The sequence below is a fragment of the Mucilaginibacter sabulilitoris genome (assembly GCF_034262375.1).
Classification (GTDB): Bacteria; Bacteroidota; Bacteroidia; order Sphingobacteriales; family Sphingobacteriaceae; genus Mucilaginibacter; species Mucilaginibacter sabulilitoris.
Genome location: NZ_CP139558.1, coordinates 7,309,992 through 7,332,001 on the forward strand (window position 1 = coordinate 7,309,992; position 22,010 = coordinate 7,332,001).

The following is a 22,010-nucleotide window of genomic DNA, read 5'->3' on the forward strand; positions in this document are numbered from 1 at the left end:
CATAAACATTCATGAACACTTGATAGTCAAGTATTTAATATTAAACCTACTGACAAAAAACTGTCAGTGGGCAGCCATAGCCGTTCGTATAAAATATACAATTATTATTTTCATGGCTTGTTAGTTTGAACAACCTTTTGAATAGTACCATCGGCATTATAGTAAAGCTTGTCAACACAAATTGATCTTTCCCAGTCCTGATGCGATATGGCGCTGGTATGGTAAAATGAATACCACTGGCCTTTGTATTGTACAATGGAACCATGATTGGTAAAGCTATCGGTAGGATCCATGTACACACCCTTAGATTCCCAGGGGCCCAGCGGACTTTTGCTGGTGGCATAGCGCATCTGATTATGTTTACCGGCCACATCATGATTGTCAGAATAGGAGAGATAGTAAATGCCGTTCCTTTTGTGTACCCAGCTGGCTTCGTGAAAATCTTCCAGGCCTTCCATTGGTTTCATTTCGCCGTCAATTTCCATCATGTTATCTTTCAGTTTACCGCCCTCGCAAGCGCCGCCACCGCCATAATAAAAGTAGACCTGTCCGTCGTCGTCAACAAATACGCAGGGGTCAATCATGGGTTTCAGTCCTTTAATATAGCCCTGCACCTTAAAGCCACTTGCCGGGCTTTTGCTGGTAGCTACACCAATTTTCCAGCTGCTGTTCCATTTGCTGTCGCTGGGGTGAGGGAAATAAAAATAGTAAGTGCCGTTTTTGTAAGCACAATCAGGGGCCCACATAAACCCACCTTCAGGTCTGCCCCATGGTACCTGGCTGGCGCGCAGTATTTCGCCATGATCCTTCCAGTGTACCATATCGTCGGTTGAAAAAACATGGTACTGGTCCATCAGGTCACAGCCGCGGGCCGGGGAAATATCATGTGAGGCATACACGTATAAACGGCCATCGGCCCAAACATGGGCAGAAGGATCGGCGGTATACATAGAGGTAATAAAGGGGTTACTACCTATATGATCTTCAGCAGGCTTTTGCTGGGCTTTAGAGCAGCTTACAGCCAGTACCAATAAACCAGCCAGTGCAACTTTACCTGCAAATACTTTAAATGTTTTTTTAATGGTCATTACACGTTTGTTTCTGAATACCGGGGAGAACTAACGCTCTCACCCGGTATTGTAGTTAAAAATCAGGAATAATTATTTTGACAGGAATCTCAGGTAATCAATCCCGGTAATAAGGTCGGGATGATCTTTACCGGTTGTGAAAAAGAAGATACGGAAGTGGTTGATGGCCGAATAATCCGCACCGCCATCGCCTGTTTTGATCGACTTGTCGAAATCAAGCGTTATTTCATTCCAGCCGTTTTTTAGGTTTGGAATGAGCGGCCCCACATCCCATGCCGATTCGTTGGCATCAGATTTTCCGGAACTGGTAATTTCGATAGAACCATCATTTTTGAGCAGCGATACATCAGATATATATAGCCAGAACCTGAACCTGCCGTTAGCCTCGGTAAGTTTGGTATCCAGCGGGGCAGGCAAATCTTTAATAAACTGCATAAAGTCTGACCCATTGGTTATGGTATTTTTAATATAGCCTGCTCCTTCTTTTTGGCCGGTGGTTGTAATACTGAAATCGCCTACAGTCTGCCATCCGTCTTTCACATCTACTTTGTCAAAAACCACCAGGTCATTTTCAACCGGTACTTTTGTAGTGTCAACCGGGGGCGGTTTCAGTCCCGAGGTATCGCGTGAGGTGTACTTTTCTTTTTTACAGGCGGTTAGTGCGAGGCCTATGATGAAGATGGAACATACCATCGTTGTTTTAATGAATTTCATTTTCCTGTTATTTAGGTTAATTATTTAGGAATATCTACCTGTACTATTTCCGAAAAATTTGAACTGTTGTAGCTATCGCTTAAACGCACTCCTGCGCGCACAAAAAATGTACGGCCCGGTATCAGGTTAGGGATAGTTAAGGTTATTGATTTTTCGGCAGGGCTCATGTCTGTAAACTGCTTATTGATAATTACCGCATTTACATCAGAAAAATCCCTTATCGAAGCGCCCGCACCTACCAACTTGGTTGTGTTTACGTAGGGCTGTACATCCTTAATAATTGGTAAACCCGCTGCAATAGGGGCGGTAATATCAAACTTGAGCGTTAAAGTAGTACCGCTTAAGGTAGATGTAAAGTTTTTAATAATGATGTATGGCGTAACAGTAAAGTCATGCTTAGTGTCGTTGCCAATATTTACAATTATAGTATCAGTTACAGGCCAGAAAGCACCACCTGTAGGCACAACTTTATAATTTCCTTTAAATAGTTTGGTATCCTGAAATGTACCATCAAACTTACTGGGGATTGTTTGCGGGGTTGTCCAGCCTACCTGCTGCAGCCTTATTTGACTGCTGTTGCCCGAGGTAAGTAAATTACCCCCCGCGGATGATACTATATTGCCCTGAAAAGATGCATTAGGGCCATCGTAATTATCTATTTTGGTACATGCGGCGCTGGCCAGTATACATACACCCGCCAAAATTCTGCCTATTAATGTTTTCATAACTTAAATTTTAAATGCTTAATAATTAGGATTATTAGGGAGCAGGTTAGGGTTCTTTCCAATTTCGCCACCCGGAATTGGTTCATAATATGACTGTTTCTGAAAAGTATATTCGCGGTTAAACAGTTCAGGTTCGGCCAGGAAAATGTATTTATTTTCATTAAATACATAGTATGGCATCAGACCTTTGAAATGAGCGCGGTCAAGCACCACATCGGCAATGCGCCATCTTTTCAAATCCCAATAATATTGGTTTTCAAAAGCGAGCTCCATGCGCCTTTCTTTACGGACCTTGTCCAGATCAATAGAAGCATAAAGTGTTGCACCGGCCCTTTCCCTGATCTGGTTAATGGAAGTTAACGCGTCGGCAGAATTGCCCAATTCCATGGCTGCCTCTGCACGGTTCAGTAATATTTCACCGTAGCGCAGGTCTATCCAGGGTTGTTCGCTTCTGTACAGATCAACAGAGGCTTGTGGTTTATTGTAATCAACATATTTACGAACGTAGAATCCGGTACGGGTTAACTCATCGCCGCCGGTCCACGGGCCTGTAAAGCCAATTACTTGTTTGCCCTGGTACAGGGTTTTGGTGTCGCCCGAAAGTATGTAAGAACGCGAGTTGGGTTGCTTGGCAACCTCGGCTGCTGCTGTACCGCTAAAAGAAGGGTAAATGCCCCGCTGCATATCAAATGTAAGTCCTCTTAAAATTGCGCCCGGGAAATAAATGGTAGCCAGCAATCTCGGCTCCAGCCCCTGCATTATCTCGGCCCGGTTGTTAAAACGCTTTGGTGTGCCGTCGTCATTAGTTATTTGCAGATTGCCCCATAGCTGCACCAGGTCTAACGTTGGATACGAACGCGACAACGCATTGGCAGTCATGTAACGAGGCGACATGGTAGCATCCCAGCTGTGTGCCGTATTGTTAGCAATGGAATATTGTTTGATGAAAATATTCTCGGGACTGCCGCTTTTTAAAAACACATCGGCAAAGTTTTGAACCTTATCTGAATTGGCATTGTAAAGCGAGTAATGTCCTTCCAGTAATTTGGCGGCATCATAAGCTGCTTTAAAGTAGGTAGCCGCCTTAGCAGCTGGTATACCAACTAAACCTGACGAGCGTGCCTGACCATCAACAAAATTCACTGAACCGTATTTGGCGACACATGCTGCATACAGCATAGCTCTTGATTTTAACGCGGCGGCAACGTACTTGTTTGCCCTTCCGGCATCACTTGATTCGGGCATCATCTGGAAACCCAGGTCAAGCTCAGCACCTATAAAATCCCAGGTGGCTTCCTCTTTGTCGCGGTGCACCTGCAGGGTTGATAACGCCGCGCCCGGATCTTGCGGAACGGCTATAATAGGTACGCCGCCATAACGTTTGGCCATGCCAAAATAATAGTATGCTCTTAAAAAGTGAGCTTCGCCCAAAAGTGCATTTACTGTTGGTTGGGTGAGGGTAGCAACATGTTTAGGCAACTCAGCAATAAGCGTGTTTACATTCCGGATATCGCCATAGGGCCAAAAGCCAAAACCGCTGCCAATTTCCATACCACCATAAGGGCCAACTTCTTCGCCGGTGACAGAGGCAGAATTGTAAAAATTCATCCAGGGGTTACCAGGGTTAAAACCGGGATGCGAATAATGAACACCATTCACATCAACATCCTCACCCCCATCTGGCCTGTATTTAAAATCCTCAATAGGTAAATTTCTATAAATGGTTGCCAGGAACGATTTAACACCAGCCTCGCTGCTGTATATAACATCGGGGGTAACTATATTGGTTGGAGGGATATTTAACTTTTGGCAGGATGATACTGTAGCTCCAACACCTATAGATACTGCTATAATTAATTTATGTAAACTTTTCATGTGTCAATAATTAAAAGGAAACGTTAGCTCCCAGATTAAAAGTCCTGTTCATTGGATAGGTGTACCCGCCCAAAGCTTTGCCGAAATCGCCATTGTCTCTTGGGTTAGGGCCCTGGTGTTCAGGATCGTAGTTTTTTAGGCCTGTGAATGTTAACAGGTTGTAGCTGTTTACATATACCCTGAACTTTTTAACACCTATGCTTTTTAAAATTGACGTGGGCAGGGTATAACCAAACTCCAGGTTTTTTACACGCAGATAGCTGGCGCTTTGTATGGCCTTTGTGCCCTGCGCATCTGGCGAACCCATTGCAGGGTAAAAGCCGGGTATCCATTGGGTGTTGGGGTCAAATACGTTGGCGTATGGGTCGGCGGTGTGCCAGCTGTCCAAAAAGCGTGTCAGTGCGCTCCTGTTATACATCAATGGCGATGCAAACTGTTCGCCGTATTGTACGTAAACACCAGCCGCACCCTGCAGCAGCATGTTCATATCAAAACCTTTATAACTCACGCCAATAGTAAAGCCGTAGTTATATAAGGGGATATCGGTGGTAGCAATAGGGTGACTGTCTTTATCATCAATAACACCGTCGTTGTTCCAGTCCTTGTAATAATAGTCGCCGGGGATAACGTTATTATTGCCACCGCCGGTGTTAACACCATAATTATATATCTGGTTGTAGCTGGTGAACTGCCCGGCATACTCAGGGCCCCACCAAACGTTCTGATAACGGTTAGTTTGGTTCTCTTTCCAGTTCAAATACTCGTTGCCCGATGTGCCGCGAAGAACATTTAGATTTTTTAAACGGGTGGTACCGATGTTACCGATAAGGTTTAAACCAACCTGACCAAAGGTGTTTCTATAGGAAAGGCTGAAATCCAAGCCCTGTACCCTGTCGCTGTTATAGTTAATTTGTGGTACGGCTGCACCTACAGTGCCGGGCAGTGCTACAGAAGGCTGGGCGGGTAATCCAGTCCTGTCATTCCTGAAAACCTCTACAGTACCATCTATTTTACCGCCCAGTAAGCTAAAATCCAGAGCTATGTTCTTGATGGTATTTACAGACCAGGTTAAACCCGGGTTACCCAGTTTAGGTGCCGAGCCATTTACCGCGCCCGCACCGAAAATATAGCTATTGATAGGGTAAGTATATCCGTTAACATAGTTAAAAGCCGGTGCATTGGCCTCGTCGCCTGTTTGGCCGTAAGAAGCCCTCAGTTTTAGGTTGGATATGATGTTTTCAGAAACCAGGTTACGGAAAAAGTTTTCCTTTGATATTACCCAGCCTACGGATCCGCCCGGGAAAAATCCCCATTGATCAGGACCTGGCTGGTACAGGTTATTACCATCACGCCTAAAGCTGAACTCTGCAAGGTATTTGCCTTTAAAATCGTAGTTAAACCTGCCTATGATACTTTTATGCGCACGGTCCTGCAAAGCTCCTGCATCCATGCCGCCGGCCATATTGGTGTTTTGCAAACCGCCAAACAAATAATCAACCGGGATCTCAATGTCGCGGTATGCATTAAAGTTATCGGCGGTTTCATGGCTTTGCTCATAAGTAACCATGGCGGTTATGTTATGATTTTCCAGAAAGGTGTGCGCATAATTTAAGGTTAACTGGGCTAAGGTATTTAGGTGGGTATAGTATTGCCTTGTTATACCCGCTGGCGTATTGGCTACGCTTGGTATATAGGTTTCATCTTCGGCCTTGTAAGTGTAAAGGGTGTAGGTTCTTTTGATGATATTATTGTCGGCAACGCCATAATCAACGTTAAACAAACCTTTAGCGCTTAGGCCGGGTACGCCGGGTATATCATACTGTAAATTTAACTGACTGGTGATATTTTTGTTCCTGAACCTTTTGGAGCCTACCTTATCCGCATCGGTAATAATGGATGGATTCATGTTATCGTCCATTACCGCGGGGTATAAAGGGTTGTCGTTAGCGTATATCTGGTGGGTAGGTATCTGGTTCCAGGTGTATTTATACACGGTCCATTCATCGGTATAAGGCTGGTTCTTCTCATCCATCCAGGCCGATGTTAATACTTGCGCCCGCAGGCCTTTGGTAATGTTGGCCGTAACGTTTGAGCGGAAATTATACTTGTTATAGTTTAAGTCGCCGGTTTTAAAAACGCCATCCTGTTTTTGATAGCCAAAGTTGAAGAAGTAGCTTATCTTATCGTTACCGCCATCAATGTTTAAATTGTGCTGTATCTGGTTGGCTGTTTTCCTGAAAACCATGTCAACCCAATCGGCCGATTTGTAAGTACCGTCAATCCAGGGTTTAATATCAGCATATGAAAACTGCGGGGTTACGTTGCGTACAAAGTTGTTGGCAAAATCGCGTTTAACCTTTTCGTTGGTAAGCATCATAAAATCAACTGCGCCTACACCTTCTGGCATCCCCAAAAAAGTCTGGATAGCGCTGTTTACAGAATAGTTAATGTTGATTTTTCCGTTTTTTGAACCTTTTTTGGTTGTAATTAAAATGGCACCACCGGCAGCACGCATACCATATATAGAGGCCGCAGCATCTTTCAGTACCGAAACACTTTCAATTTCATTCGGGTCCATACGGCCAACGGTTGACTGGTCGCCGCCAATTACACCATCAATTACAATTAACGGGGAGCCCTGATATCCCCTGATGTTTAAATTATTGGCATAAGAACCTGGTTCTGCAGTTGTTTGAACTATACGTACGCCCGGTATTTTACCGGTTAACATGTTCACCACGCTTTCGTTTTTGGTAGTAGTAATCTCCTTGCTTTGCAGTGTGGCTACAGAGCCAGTTATGGTTGCCCTTTTTTGTACACCATAACCTACAACAACTACCTCTTCAAGGCTTTTATTGGTGGTTTTTAACGCTATGGTGCCATCCTTAATGTCTTTAACAACAATTTCCTGGGTTACGTATCCAATATATGATAGTTGTAAAACGGTATTTGGGCCGGGTACATTGAGCTGGAATTTTCCGGCAGCATCGGTAATGGCGCCGGTGGTGGTACCTTTAATTTTTACACTTACCCCCGGAAGTGTAGATCCATCGGTTAAGTCTATAACTTTTCCGCCGATGGTGGTTTGCTGTGCGAGCAAACTGAGCGGGAAAAGAAAGAAAATGATAAATAAGTATCTAAGTTTTTTCATATTGCTTCTCTGTTAATGATTTAGTTTTATTGGTTTGGGTTACCTTTTTTCAGGTAAACGGCAGTGCATTACAGCAGCATACCTACGGAGGGTAAGGATGATAACGGGACATGATTTGTTTGGTTCATAGATACACCCGCCGGTTGCCAATGGGGCGGAAACAGATAGTGTATCGGGTTTATAATTTTATACAAATCAAGAGTTGGCGATTAATAAAAAATAAATAATTGATTAATTTTTGCCATTAATGCACTTTTTTAGCAATCGATTGCAGACTTAAATGGAGATAATAGTAGAATCGGCTCGGGGTTGAAGCTTATAGAAGAAGACATAAACAGCAAGGCAGGTAATTTATCAACCTTAACAAAGGATGACTACGTTAAAGCATACTACTTGAATTGGAAGGAGGAAATACAATTAATTAACAAAGCTGTAAGTCATTAACCCACGGCTTTTAATGAAGAGTTATGTGTTGATCATCATGTAGTTGATCACCTGCACCAATACCTTTTTCTTTCCAGTACTTTTCTATGTGTTCCAAAGATTTACCTTTTGTTTCGGGGAGTAATTTGTATACGGTTACATATGCTATCACACAAAAGAAAGCAAAGAACCAAAAAGTACCGGCACTGCCAAAATTATCCAGGAGTATCGGGGTTAACTGCCCAACTATGGCATCGGCCACCCACATTACCATAATGCTTATGGCCAACGCCCTGCCACGTATGGCATTAGGGAATATTTCTGACGCCACCACAAATTTTAGCGGACCTATTGAAAAGGCAAAAAAAGCAAGAAAAGAAAGCACACAAACCAGTAGCGATATACTTGCGGTTGCACCGGTGTAAAAGCAAATACCCGTAGCGATAAGTGTTACCGTAGCGCCTGCTGTACCATATAAGTACAATGGGCGGCGCCCCCAGCTATCAACTTTCCAAATGGCAATAAGTGTAAACAGCATATTTGCCACGCCAAATATGATCTGGCTGATTAATGAATTACTTAGCGAAATGCCTGCATTGCTTAAAATACTTGGTCCATAATAAATAATAGCGTTAATACCGCTAAACTGCGAGAACAATGGTAACAATATGCCTATGAGCAAGGCTTTACGCATACCTGGCGCAAATAACTCTTTGTATGAACCCTGGTGTTTTATTATTGTATTTTCATGCGCAATATCTGGTTCGGTATTTCCGAATAAGCGCATGGTTATATTGGTAGCCTCTGCCCTGCGGCCTTTTTGTATCAGCCATCTCGGGCTTTCGGGTACAGCAAGTAAACCCAGCAAGAACAACAATGCCGGGATAGCCCCTAAACCAAGCATTGCCCGCCATATTTCCTTCTGAAAAAACCCTTCACCGGGCGACTGAGCAATGTAACTAACCAGACCCGCATTAGTAAGGTAGGCTGCCAGGATGCCAAGTGTAACAGCCAGCTGATAATAAGTAACTAATCTGCCCCTTATATTTGCCGGCGCAATTTCAGAAATGTACAGCGGCACTACGTTTGATGCTATCCCTATGCCTATACCGCCCAGTAACCGTGATGCAATTACCCAAAACAAAGATGGCATAAAGGCACAACCTAATGCAGAAAGTAGAAATAATACTGCTGATAGCAACAAAGGTGCTTTTCGTCCGAGGCGATCACTTACCTCACCCGAGAACGCTACACCAATAATGCAGCCTACCAGCCCCGATGACACAAACCATCCTTCCTGGGCCGCAGTTAAATGAAACTGTTTTTCAATCAGCGGTAGTACACCGGATACAACTGCTATGTCAAATCCGAACAGAAAACCACCGAGAGAAGCCACAAGGGTAATGGTACTCAATCTCAATTTTTTAACTTCTTTCATAATTATTTTACAGGTATTTGGTTAATGTTTGGCTATTGGTTGGCGCAGACATTGACGAGGGGCGCATTACCGGCTGGCCCTGAATAGGCTGAACAGTAAAATTCTTTAATCCTGAATAAACCTATACAGCCGGCATTTCAAATATATTGTTTTAATGTTTTAAATGCAGAAAAGGTATTATTAATGATCTGTTTATTTAACAAGCCCTTTTTCTAATGATGGGAGCAACATTTGATATAATCTCAAATAGTCCGATATTATCCGGCTCGGACAGCGGCACTTTTTCAAAAGAAATGATGGCATAATGAACGTTTATGATAGCTTCCAAAGCCATAGTCAAACGTTATTACAATTCGCCGTTCGCTCTGAGCAGTCTTTTGAACATTTTGGATTGTTGGCTTTGGTGACTTAAAGCTAAAAAAGCCCATTCCTTATAAAAAACATCTACTATTCAATTCAATCATAAGCTGATTTGTATATGAATTGTATATTCTGAAAACAAAAAGCCACTTACGAATTGGAATAAGTGACTGATTATCAGGTTTATAATATCTAAGTCAAACCGATGAACTCTTGCATGCCATCGCTATTTGATTGACTTTAAATAGTTTAAAGCAGCAAAACGAACAATACAAATAATCTAATAATCAGTTATTTAAAAAATCAGCAAAATAATGAGTCATTGCTCCTTTAAATCCTTTTAAACTACTTTAGAGGGTACTGGGATTACAGATAAACACTTTCAACCCTATTAATACGTAAATGCTCATTCAGTAAATGGGTTTAAAATAGTTGTTTGCCGCTTTGCATAACAACTAAAAAATATGGACATTAAAAGCCTCTCAATATCGTCCATTAACGATATTAATCCGGCGTTGGTAGATATTGAGGGTGCAAAGTACCCAGTATTTCGAACAAGCTCAAAAATGTTTAGTTTTTAGCAATGGTTTAGAATAACATAAGTCAATCATTTTAGGCATGTTACATTTATAATTTTCCCGGCAACTCAATAACGAACAGAAGCCATGTAACTTTAATTAAACTATTTTCATAAAATAACTATATGAAAATTGATGGCTCCGTTATTTAACCTCATCGAGTATTGGTTTCGCTAAACCTGTTAATTGTGTTTGTTGTGGTTTAAGTAATTCTAGCACCACCATTTCGTTTTTGCCCTTATTAAGCCACTCTGCTGGCAAATAAAGGGTTTGCTGTGGACCAATACTCCAATATTTACCCAAATTATGACCATTAACCCACACCATGCCTTTACCCCATTTTCGCATATCCAGGTAAGTGTCGGCTATATTTTCCAGATTGAATAAACCCTTTTTAATTACAGGAGCTGTACCCTGATATACTGTCGAACTATATTTAATGCCATCCAAATTTTTAAAAGGCAAACTATACATCTTCCAGTTGTTAAGCTCCTTGTTATCAAAAATTACTTTATCGGTTATGCCCTTTTTATTTTGGAGCAGGTATTTGCCAAAATTAACACGGCCCATGTTTTCAACCAGAATATCTAATGTTACTTTGCCGGCAGGCAGGGTAATATTAATAATATCCTGTTTTAGCCGCCTATCCAGTGTAGTAACGGTTTTACCGTTAATCATAATAATGGCGTAGTCCCTCAACTCACTAAGTTTAAGCAGGCCTTTTTTGCCCCCCTGCAATGTGGTGCGATACAGCACAAAACCATAATCCTGATTCAGGGTTTCAAAAGTAAGCGGCTTAGGATTTGTTTTTGGTGCTGGAAGATTGTTGAGCAAACTACCTGTTTGAGTTAACAATATAACCGGAATTTGCATTGCAGGCTTAGCTACAGGAACAGTAGGCAAATGCTGACCAGCAGGCAAGTACTTTTCAATAACACTCCTGAACGCCATAAACTTTGGTGTGGCGTTACCAGCCTCATCAAGCGGTGCGTCGTAATCATAACTGCTTATTTGCGGCTCATACGGGGTTTCATCTTTAAAATTCGCACCGTTCATGAATGCCCGGGTGCTACCACCGTGAAACATATACATATTGATGGAGATACCTGCAGCAAGGACAGAGTCTAACCGGCCTGCGTATTTTTCGGCAGGTATGGTGTGATGTTTTGTTCCCCACCAGTCAAACCAGGCTGGGTACCATTCTGCTATATAATAAGGGCCTTTCCCATCATGATTTTCGTTAATAATCTTTTTAACCTTAGCCGGATCGTCTAACCCGTTTACAGCGGGCAGCAAGCCCGGTAAATGACCTTTCATAAGATCAGGAGCCGGATCGCAGGTATAAAGCAAGCCGTCAAAACCGGCTTCCTTAAACAATTTCTGATTAATTTCCAGATATTGCTTATCACTGCCATAAGAGCCATACTCATTTTCTATTTGCACCATTAGGATGTTACCCCCATGATTGATCTGTAAAGGAGCCAGTTGCTTACCTATCTCCTTAATATACTTTTCATACTCATTTAAATACTGCAGCTCTTTACTGCGCACTACAAGGCCTTTTTCATTTTGAAGCCAATAGGGATAGCCGCCAAATTCCCACTCGGCACATACATAAGGGCTGGGCCTAAGGATAACCCACAAACCCTCCTGCTGGGCAATTTTCACAAATTCGGCCACATCATTGTTACCGGTAAAATCAAATTTCCCTTTTTCAGGTTCGTGCAGGTTCCAGAAAACATAAGTACCTATGGTATTTAGCCCCATTGCTTTAGCCATTTTCATACGTGCGCGCCAGGCTTCACGAGGCACCCGGGGATAATGCATTTCGCCGCTGATCATTTGAAAAGGCTTGCCGTCGAGCAGGAAAGCAGAATCGGCCAGGGTAAAAGTATGTTTGGTTTGGGCGCGGGTGCTCAGGCTTGTTAAGATGAGAACACCGGCAAATAATGCCCTCCATTTATTTCTTGAAAACATAAAATTATTTTGTTGTATTATCTTTAATTAAGGTTAATGTGCTTTGTTAAAAGTATCCGCATTTTATTTTTTAAAATCGTTTAAACTCCAGCTATCTCTCCAGTTAATGCTGATATCATCGCCATTAAACTCAATAGGCAGCCAAAGGTAACGTCCGTCAATAGCATTCTTAGGAACCCATTTATCCGCTATAAATATAAAAGCATCCTTTTTACCTTCAACCGGTAAAACATGAGTACTTTGCCCGCCATAGGTAATTTCGGATTCGTTGCCTTTACAAGGATTTCCTTTATAGGTCCACGGCCCCCATATTGACTTGGCTGTAAACCAGCGGGCAGCATTGGGAGCCCAGCCGGTACAACCCGATCCTATCATATAGTATATGCCATGGCGTTTAAATAATGCCGGGGCTTCGGTTTGATGACCAATGTACACCCTAACAAACTTCCCGGTATGGCTCGTGTAATCATCTGTAAGTTCGGCAATGTCCAGCGTAAAATTTTCTTCGGATGAAAATACGTGGTAAGCTTTGCCATCGTTATCAACAAACACGGTCATGTCGCGGGCCATTTGTCCGCCCGGCATATCCCGGCAGAAAAATCCATCGCTTTTATTTGCCGGATTAGCTACATTGACCTTTTCGCTTTCGGGTGTCCCGGCAGGATAGAATGGTAATTTGCCCGGATTAGGCCGGTAACTTTTAAGGAACCGATATGGCCCCGTGACATTGTCACTGATAGCTACGCCCGCCCTTGCCGCGCTATAACCTTTTCCCAGCAACTCCAGGTGAAACCACATCACGTACTTACGGGTCTTTTTATTATAAATCACTTTAGGTCTTTCCAGTATGCAGCCCTTAGCGATATCGTTGGTGGGATCGGAAGATACAGACAGTGCTATTCCTTCGTCCTTCCAGTTATAAAGATCTTTTGATGAATAGCAATGTACCCCTACCTGGGCGCGGTTACCGGCGTCGCCTTCTACTTTATGTTCCCCAAACCAATAGTAGGTTCCGTTATTATACAGTATACCACCTCCGTGTGCATTAATATGTACTCCGTTATTATCGGGCCATATCTTACCCGGGTTAAATTTTTTAAGCGTAGTTTGCGCCAAAGTAAGGTTACCTATCAGCAGCAAACCAGGTATGAGTAATTTGTAATATTTTTTCATTGCTTTTATTAATACTTACCGTTTTAATTTAACCGGCTTTATTTTTTCAAAAACATTTACCGGGAGGATATTGCCATTTGCATCAAAATGCATTGATGAAATACAGGTTTCACGATTATAGCCATTGCCCCCGGGTATTTTAAACCGGTGATAAGCTATATACCATTCATCTTTACCCGGAACCTGCACTACCGAATGATGGCCAGCGCCTTTAACTACACCGCTCCCTTTTAATACCGGCCCGGTTTCGGCTTTTTTGAATGGACCCAATGGCGATGATGAGGTAGCATAGGCTACAGAATACCTGGGATCGCGGGTATCATACTCAGACCACATCAAATAATAAATTCCTTTACGCTTAATTACAAAAGGGCCTTCGTTATAGCCAGACGGCTTAAAAGAGATCATTTTTGCCGTATCAAAGCTCACCATATCATCATTAAGCTTAACCGCATTGCATTGTCCCTGCCCAAAATACAGGTATGCAGCACCATCATCATCCATAAACACCATCGGATCTATCATTTGCCCCGGATAGCTGCCTTTTTTAACCAGCGGCTTCCCCAATGCATCTTTAAAAGGCCCTGTTGGTTTATCCGAAACGGCAACGCCGATGTTGCCATCGGCAGCGTAGTAGTAATAATATTTGTTGTTTTTAACAGCGATGGCAGGCGCCCAGGCGCGCTTATCGGCCCAAGTCAGGTCATGCGGAAGATCAAGTATCACGCCCTCATTTTTCCATTTTACCAGGTTGGCAGATGACCAGCAGGTGAAAGAGGTAGATAGCCAGCCTTCCGAGCCATCGGTTGTAGGATAGATGTAAAACTTGTTATTAAATACAGCGATATTAGGATCGGCATAAACCCCGGGCAAGACAGCTGCCGGAGCTACGGTAGTGTCAACCGTTTGCGCAAAACTATCAATGCTGCTGCATATTGTGACCAGCAACAAGATCAGAGCGCTTAGATAATTGAAAGAATGAATTTTGAGTCTCAATAACATCGGGTTTTATTTTAATATAGGTTTCCATTCCAGCACCTGTACTGGTTCCGGCTTTGCGTCAGCACGGCCTTCGCCATCAATTTGTGTTACATTTTGCAGAAAAATATTCAGGATATGCTTATTTTTCCATAATTCGGTATCATAAGTTGGTTCCCAGGAACCAACGGAGCTATTGGTCAGGCTATGAATTGTCCAGCGGTTTTGAGCAATATCAGCACTCACAGCTATGGATACTTTATTCCCTAATTCTTCGTCTCTGAAGATTAAAGCAACAGCCAGTAACTTGCCATTTTGCCAGGCCAGCACCTGCGGGCGCGATATAGATATCCGCTTGGTGCCTGTACCGCTCAAACTGAAAGCCGTTTTACGAAACAAAAGATTATTTATTTTCCAGCCTTTGCCTGTGTTATATACAATGTGGTACTGAGGTATGGCCTGCCCTGCCTCTTTCCAGTAGGTTGCTATAAAAGGGTGCCCTTGCGCGTTGGCAAACATAGAGGTCTGGTTAATCAGTTCACTTTTCTGCGGGATTTTACAAGAATATTCGGCACTGGCAGCGTTTATGGGTAACTGATAAGTTTGCCCTGTTGATTTTTGCCACGTCTTTCCACCGTCTTTTGAACAGGCATAAGCCAGATCATGATTACTGGCTACGTCAGGCGTTTCGCGCCAAACCCATGATACGTGAATAATACCGGAAGCATCAACAGTAACCTGCCAGTAGGCGCTCCGCTGGCCCTCACCATCTATCAGGTTATCCTGCAGGCGGGTCCATTTACGTAGCTTAACATTGTACCTGTTAAGTATCAGGTTGCCATTACCCGATCCTCCATCACGATAAAAAAACAACAGATCGCCATCGGGCAATTTATAAAACTCCGGGTAGCTCAGTTTATTTTCCTTGTCGCCAAGCATCGTTTCTTTTGCCGACAATGTAAGTGAGCCCGGCGCAATACTCCTTGCATAGTTTATAGGGTTATTGTGCTGCCCCCATACAATATGTAATATTCCGGCACCATCAACCATTATACTGATGGATTTATGGGCATCTAAGGCATCGCCTTTATATGGGGTGCGCAGCGTTTGCCATATCCGTGAATTAACAATCCGTTTGGCCAGGACCACATTTTGAGCGGTATCATAATAAGCGGTATACTGGTACTTTTTGTAAGTAACCAAAGCATTTTTGCGAAAGATCACGGTGTTAACCGAATTATTTGCCCAACCATTATTGGCTACTGTTGTTATATTCTCGCCACTTTTCTGGGCATTAGCAATAGTAATAAAACCAAAACACACAACTATCGTGAGCCTTATACAGATACCTGAAATCTTAAACACTTCTTCTGATTTATAATTTATTCTGCTTAAACCAATTAGTCCTTGGTGCAGTTTGTTAAGTTATTTTATAATTGATTTTGCTAAAATACATGCTTTTCGAGGTAAAGAGCAGGGGTAAAATCGCCAATTGCAGGGGGGTATTTTAAATAAAGCAAGAATGTTACATTAAAGAGCCCTGAATTAAACTCCTGTGTACAAGCCGGTTGGTTTTCCGGAATGAAAAGACCTTAGTCAGGCTCCCTCTTAATGTGATTTTTCCTTTGTTTTTGAATGCCCGTAGGATTTTTGAAAGGCGATTCTGTGGCGTTTGATAAACTCAGAGGGGTTAAGCCCAAACTGTTTGTTAAAATGTTCGCGGAAATATTTGATATCATTAAAACCTACCCTTAAAGCCGCTTCATTTACATTACAATTGGTATTGATCATAATCTCGGCAGCTTTGCGGAGCCGGACAAACCTGATAAAGCCGTTTATAGATTGCCCGGTAATACTTTTTATCCTTTTATACAGGTTGGAGTAACTCATGTTTATTTTATCAGCAATGGCGTTTACATCAAGTTCCGGATCCATTAAAGAGTTTTCAATAATCTCAATACACTTGTATAAAAATGCTTTATTTTCTTCTGAGATATTACGGCTATTTCCTTTGAGTGTAACTTCGCTAAAAAAGTAATTTTGAAGTTCGGATTTGTTTTTAATGATGCCCTTTACCCTGGCCACCAGCAGTTCCTTATCAAAAGGTTTACTTAAAAAGTCTACGGCGCCCTCTTCAATACCTTTTAAACGAATATCCGGTGTTGACTCACCCGTAAGCAGGATAATTGGAATATGACTCAGGGCAGTATCCTGTTTAATTATTTTGCAAAGTTCAAGTCCGCTTAAACCAGGCATTACAATATCGCTGATAATAACGTCGGGTAAATACTTCCTGATCATTTCTAATCCCATTTCGCCATTGGATGCCTCAAATACGGTGTATTCTGCAGTAAATATTTTCTTAATATAGTTCCTGATCTCTGTATTGTCATCAATAATCAATATAGTCTGGTGATCGGAAATCATTAACTCCAGGTTGTTTGGCAGTTGCTCCTGCGGTGTGTTAACTGTACTATCCAAATCAACCAGTTCATCTATAAAAGAAGCACTTTCATCAACCGCCTCGTTTATAGTGTATGAGTTTAAATGTGTTTTTCCTTTTGGCAGGCACAATGTGAACGTTGTTCCTTCTCCGGATGTGCTTCTATAGTTAATGGTACCCTGATGGTTCTCTATATAGGTTTTCACCAGGTATAGCCCTATACCAAAACCAGTTTTTAAAGAATTAGCGTCTTTTACCTGGTAAAACTTGTCAAATAATTTCTCACCAACATCGGCTGTTATGCCAATCCCGCTATCGGCAATTTCAAAGTATACCGAGGAATAATTTTCCTTTATAACGATATGGATGCTGCCGCCTTCCGGCGTAAACTTTAACGCGTTTGAGATTAAATTAAACAACGCTATTTCTATTTTTTCACGATCAGCATACACTTCTATCTGCGGATCGGCACTTTCAAAAATATAATTGATCTTTTTTATTTTCGCCTGATGTGTAAAACAGGTATAAACCTCCCTGCACAGATGGGTAAAATTAACCCGACATATTTTTAAGGTGGTATTTTCACTTTCGGTTTTCCGGAAAAGCAGCAGATGATCTACCAGACCAAGCAAACGCCGGGCATTCCGGTAAACAATATTCAGCTCTTCATTAGCACCTTTGTTCTGATTCAGCAGATCTTTAATGGGATTGATGATCAGCGTTAACGGTGTACGGAATTCATGTGATACATTGGTAAAAAAAGACAGTTTCTTTTCATTAGCCTCTTTCTCTTTTTCAACTTCAAGATTGGCTATCTGAACCTCATACTTGAGTTTTGTTTGCCTGATACGGTATAACCAAAACCAATAAATAACTGCTCCTATAGCAGAGGCATATAACAAATAAGCCCCCCAGGTACGATACCATGGCGGTAAAACAGTAATATAAATAACAAGTGGCTTTGAATTCCAGGACCCTTCTGTATTGGTTGATTTTATTTTGAGAACATATTTTCCTTCGTTCAGCCGGGTATAGTAGGCTGATTTTAACTTGCCTACGTAGTTCCAGTTATGATCCCAGCCTTCCAAATAATAGGCGTATGAAACCTTTTCGGGAAAGGAGTATTCCAGCGCTGTATAATTAACAGCAATTGTAGCCTCGCTAAAAGGAATGGTTATTTGCTGTAGAGCATATAAAGACTGGTTGTTGCTGTAATTGCCATTGTTCTCAAAGGAAATATTATTGATCTTAAAATCGGTAAGTTGTAACCGGGGCTGATGTACGAATAATGCGATACTATCCGGGTTAAACAGGTTGAATCCTTTTATACCGCCAAAAAGCATATCGCCAGATGATAGCTTCAATGCCGCGTTATAATTAAACTGGTTACTTTGCAAGCCATCTGATGCAAAGTAATTGGTAAACCTGCCCGTTTTTATATTAAAATTTGAGAGGCCATTATAAGTACTACACCAAAGGTTATGCTTTTGGTCAACAAGCACACTGAGTATGGAATTACTCGGCAGCCCTGATGTTTCTGTGTAGCGTTTAAAGGTATTGTTTGTGGTATTATATAGTAACAGCCCGCCGCCTTCAGTCCCAATCCATAAATTATGTCCTGTTTCTTCTGTTATTGAGCGTATGGCCTGCCCTATAAAATAGTATTTATGTTTTTTTTGAACGGTATCAACCTTAATAAGTTGCACATAATTGCCCGCCCACAAGGTGCCTTCATGATCTTCATAAAAAGTATGAATATTAACAAGTCTGTTATCAAAAAGCTCAAATTTATCTTCAGCCCTATTGTAGAGATACAGTGCCCCACCCCAGGTACTGCCGGCCCAAATGCGATGATGTGAATCTTCAAACAGTTTCCAAAAGTTTTTTTCCCCGGCTTTGGTTGCTGAGTTGTAACAGGTATAATGCTTAAAGCTATTTGTTGCCTTATTAAAGGCATCGATACCACCGCTAAATGTGGCCACCCAAATTTTATTGGTAAAATCCTTTAGTATACTTACTACAAAGTTGCTGCTTATAGCCCCTGTCCCCGGTTGGTGTACGTAGCCCGAATAGGAATTTGTTTTAGTATCCCAGTAGCTAAGCCCTCCACCATCGGTACCTATCCAAATATTGTGTTCTTCATCTTCGCAAAATGAGAGTATAAAATTATTGATAACGCTATTTTTGTTAAAGGCGTCATGGGTAAACAAGTGGAAAGGGGTATTTCTGCTATCGATAATATTTACACCGCCCCTGAGTGTGGCAATCCATTTCCGGTTTTCGTTGTCTTCATAAACTGTTGATACAGCACCGCTGCGTAATGAGTTTTGGTTTTCTGCAGGAGTAATGTAACTTAACTTCTTTAGGCGGTTATTCCATATATTGATACCCCCTCCATTGGTTGAAATCCAGATATTACCGTCGCGGGTGAGTGTTAAATCGAATATATTGTTGGATGTAAGTTTATGCCGGGCATCATCAAACCTTGATACTTCTTTTGTATCGGGATGGTAAGTATATAACCCCGCCCCCGTGGCTGCCCAGATGTTATTATTATTGTCGCATATGAGGCTGCCTGAAGCAGCACCAATGGTAGAAACAATATCTACCCGGTTTTTCAACGGATCATACAGCCCCAAGCCTATATCGTCAATAGCAAGCCACACCCGGTTGAGTTTGTCAACCGTTATTGCCCGTATGTTATATGATTTATTATTGATGCGATATTCAATCTGTTTACCTATGGTATCTGCCTGATGGAATTTCATAAGGCCCAAAGTTTCCGATATCGCGTACGTATTACCAGTGTTATCAGTGGTAACCTGAATAACGTTAAACTTAACTTTTTGGAGACTTGAATGCTGATCTTTTGAACAATACAGGTTATGAAAATGAGAATCGGCATAATCAAAAAACATCAGTCCTTTTTGCGTGCCCACATAGATCCTGTTGCCGACGGCAGTAACCGTTTTAATATGATTGTGTACCAGGGAGCTCGAGTTACCCCATATATTTCTGAATGTTTTGAATTGGTAACCATCATAACGGTTAAGGCCATCATAAGTACCCATCCACATAAACCCATATTGATCTTGTGTAATGCAGGTTACCGCATTATTTGACAGCCCTTGTTCAATACCTAAATATTTGATGGGTATTTCACCCGCGTACAGTGAAGTAGTGAAAAATACGCTTAAGCATATTATTATAAACAGGCACCGCCTTTTTCTCATTGTTATTAATATGCAGGACTAATCAGGGTTTAACCGGGAATCAATTTTAAGTAAAAATATTTGCATTATATCAATTAAGTCAAAAAATGGTTGTTCCAAATTATACGCAGGTAACTTTTACGGTTAGCTCTGTTATAAAACAAAACAAGGCCTGAATAATGAATATTCAGGCTTTGTTTTGTAAAAACCGGAACCCCAAATCAGAGGGGTTGTTTTTTTAATATCCCGAATTTTGATCTATTTTGCCATCCTTATTTAACTGAATTTCGGTTAGCGGAATAGGCAGCAACATGTTTTTTGCTGCTAAACCTGTTGTAGGATGTACCGCGTCATTACTGTTAAGCCTCAGGGCGCGGTCAACAAGTGTTCCTGTACGCATCAGTGTCATACGCCTGTTCTCCTCCCCAATCAGCTCGCGGGCACGCTCGTCCAGAACAAAGTTCAAAGTCATTTGATCTGGCGTAACCCGCGGGGCATTTGCCCTGGTCCTTAGCGCATTTATAGCGGCGGCGGCATCTGTAGTTTTACCTTGTTTTACCTGCGCTTCGGCTAAAAGCAGGTAAGTTTCGCCAAGGCGCATCATTCCAAAATCTTTTATCATGGCATAGCCAAAAGTATCATTAGGGTCAAAAGCGCCCCATTTCAATGTGCTGGGGCAAATCCTGAATGCAGTATCGGCACCGGCGAAAGGCACCGGTTTACCTAATAATGCAGGGAATGCAGGGTCATTATAATAATATTGCCTTTTAATGCTGTATTGCGAATTACGCATGTCGCCAGCGGGATATAAACCATAAAGTACCCAATTGCTTAATCTTAACCTTGCTATACCGCGGCCGCCCAATGAATCGCAGGGAAGCATACCCGGAATGGCATAATAGGCCGCACCCCAAACACGGCGTTGCTGTGCATTATCTACGTTACCACCTACTACAACCGCTGCGTTTTCCTGCTCAAGCACCCATATAGCTTCGGTATTACCTTGCGAACGGCGTTGGTTACCATAAACAAACATATCAGAATAGTAGTCGCCCGCGCCACTTGCCCTGACACCATAACGCGCTTTAACCAAACTAAATTTACCACTGTTTATAACTGCCTGCGCCTGCTGCTCGGCCAGATCATTTTTACCCATACGTAAGTATACCTCGGCCAATAATTGCATTGCCATATATTTATTGGCACGGCTAACCGGTTTGCCCTGGGCGTTGGTTTTAGCATTACCGGCATTTAACTCGTAAAGATTGGCGCTGGCATAAGTTAAATCACTCACGATCTGCGCGTTTACATCATTAAGCGACGCACGGGTAAAATCTGTTTTTGGAGCAGATAACGCATGTGTAATAAGCGGAACCCCACCGAAAAGTGTAGCCAGGTTATTATATGCATACGCTCTGAAAAACTTTGCCTCAGCTTCAACCTGCTTTTTGCCAAGTGCCCCTATTTTTGTTGTGGATGGGTTTTCGGTATTATCAATAATTATATTGGCATTATTGATCAACGCATAGTATTTACCCCATATATATGATGCCGCGCCGTCAGTCGAAGTGAGCTGGCTATAGTTGTAATAAGGTACTTCAATACCCTGTTGTTGGGCCGTTGCATTTGCCACATCGGTACCTACCTGCCACACACTGGGCCAGCCTTGTGCGCTGGAGTAAGTTAATATACCCGTCTCCAGGTTATATAAGCCTATAGCAGACGCCTCAAGACCTAAAGAGTCGGTAAGCGTTAAAGGGGTATATGACGAATAAGGTTTCTCGTCAAGAAAGGATTTTTTACAAGATGCAAGCGCTGTTGCCAACATCGCTGCAAAAATTAATATGATTGAATGATTTTTCATGTCGTTACGTG

The 22,010-nt window shown here is 42.1% G+C and carries 12 protein-coding genes; all 12 read right to left on the reverse strand.

Annotated elements, in window-relative coordinates:
• Positions 1–110 precede the first annotated feature (110 nt).
• Positions 111–1,088 carry a family 43 glycosylhydrolase gene (locus SNE25_RS30830; protein WP_321562850.1) on the reverse strand — a complete coding sequence of 326 codons (978 nt, stop codon included), beginning with the start codon at positions 1,086–1,088 and terminating at the stop codon, positions 111–113.
• Positions 1,089–1,160: 72 nt separating this feature from the next.
• Positions 1,161–1,802 carry a hypothetical protein gene (locus SNE25_RS30835; RefSeq protein ID WP_321562851.1) on the reverse strand — a complete coding sequence of 214 codons (642 nt, stop codon included), beginning with the start codon at positions 1,800–1,802 and terminating at the stop codon, positions 1,161–1,163.
• A 20-nt stretch (positions 1,803–1,822) separates the two neighbouring features.
• Entirely contained in the window at positions 1,823–2,527 is a 705-nt protein-coding gene (locus tag SNE25_RS30840; protein WP_321562852.1) for a DUF3823 domain-containing protein, read from the reverse strand.
• 18 nt (positions 2,528–2,545) lie between these two features.
• Complete coding sequence (locus tag SNE25_RS30845; protein WP_321562853.1) at positions 2,546–4,402, reverse strand: RagB/SusD family nutrient uptake outer membrane protein; 1,857 nt, start codon at positions 4,400–4,402, stop codon at positions 2,546–2,548.
• Positions 4,403–4,412: 10 nt separating this feature from the next.
• On the reverse strand, positions 4,413–7,553 hold the full coding sequence (locus SNE25_RS30850; RefSeq protein WP_321562854.1) for a SusC/RagA family TonB-linked outer membrane protein: 3,141 nt from the start codon (positions 7,551–7,553) through the stop codon (positions 4,413–4,415).
• Positions 7,554–8,007: 454 nt separating this feature from the next.
• Positions 8,008–9,414 carry a sugar porter family MFS transporter gene (locus SNE25_RS30855; RefSeq protein WP_321562855.1) on the reverse strand — a complete coding sequence of 469 codons (1,407 nt, stop codon included), beginning with the start codon at positions 9,412–9,414 and terminating at the stop codon, positions 8,008–8,010.
• 1,082 nt (positions 9,415–10,496) lie between these two features.
• Positions 10,497–12,329, reverse strand: coding sequence for a glycoside hydrolase family 35 protein (locus tag SNE25_RS30860; RefSeq protein ID WP_321562856.1), 1,833 nt, complete (start codon positions 12,327–12,329; stop codon positions 10,497–10,499).
• Between the two features lie 63 nt (positions 12,330–12,392).
• On the reverse strand, positions 12,393–13,502 hold the full coding sequence (locus tag SNE25_RS30865; RefSeq protein WP_321562857.1) for a glycoside hydrolase family 43 protein: 1,110 nt from the start codon (positions 13,500–13,502) through the stop codon (positions 12,393–12,395).
• Positions 13,503–13,517: 15 nt separating this feature from the next.
• Entirely contained in the window at positions 13,518–14,504 is a 987-nt protein-coding gene (locus tag SNE25_RS30870; RefSeq protein ID WP_321562858.1) for a family 43 glycosylhydrolase, read from the reverse strand.
• Between the two features lie 6 nt (positions 14,505–14,510).
• Positions 14,511–15,845 (reverse strand): BNR repeat-containing protein, encoded by a 1,335-nt coding sequence (locus SNE25_RS30875; RefSeq protein ID WP_321562859.1) that lies wholly within the window; start codon positions 15,843–15,845, stop codon positions 14,511–14,513.
• 243 nt (positions 15,846–16,088) lie between these two features.
• Positions 16,089–20,156, reverse strand: coding sequence for a hybrid sensor histidine kinase/response regulator transcription factor (locus SNE25_RS30880; RefSeq protein WP_321562860.1), 4,068 nt, complete (start codon positions 20,154–20,156; stop codon positions 16,089–16,091).
• Positions 20,157–20,373: 217 nt separating this feature from the next.
• Positions 20,374–21,999 carry a RagB/SusD family nutrient uptake outer membrane protein gene (locus tag SNE25_RS30885; protein WP_321562861.1) on the reverse strand — a complete coding sequence of 542 codons (1,626 nt, stop codon included), beginning with the start codon at positions 21,997–21,999 and terminating at the stop codon, positions 20,374–20,376.
• Positions 22,000–22,010 lie beyond the last annotated feature (11 nt).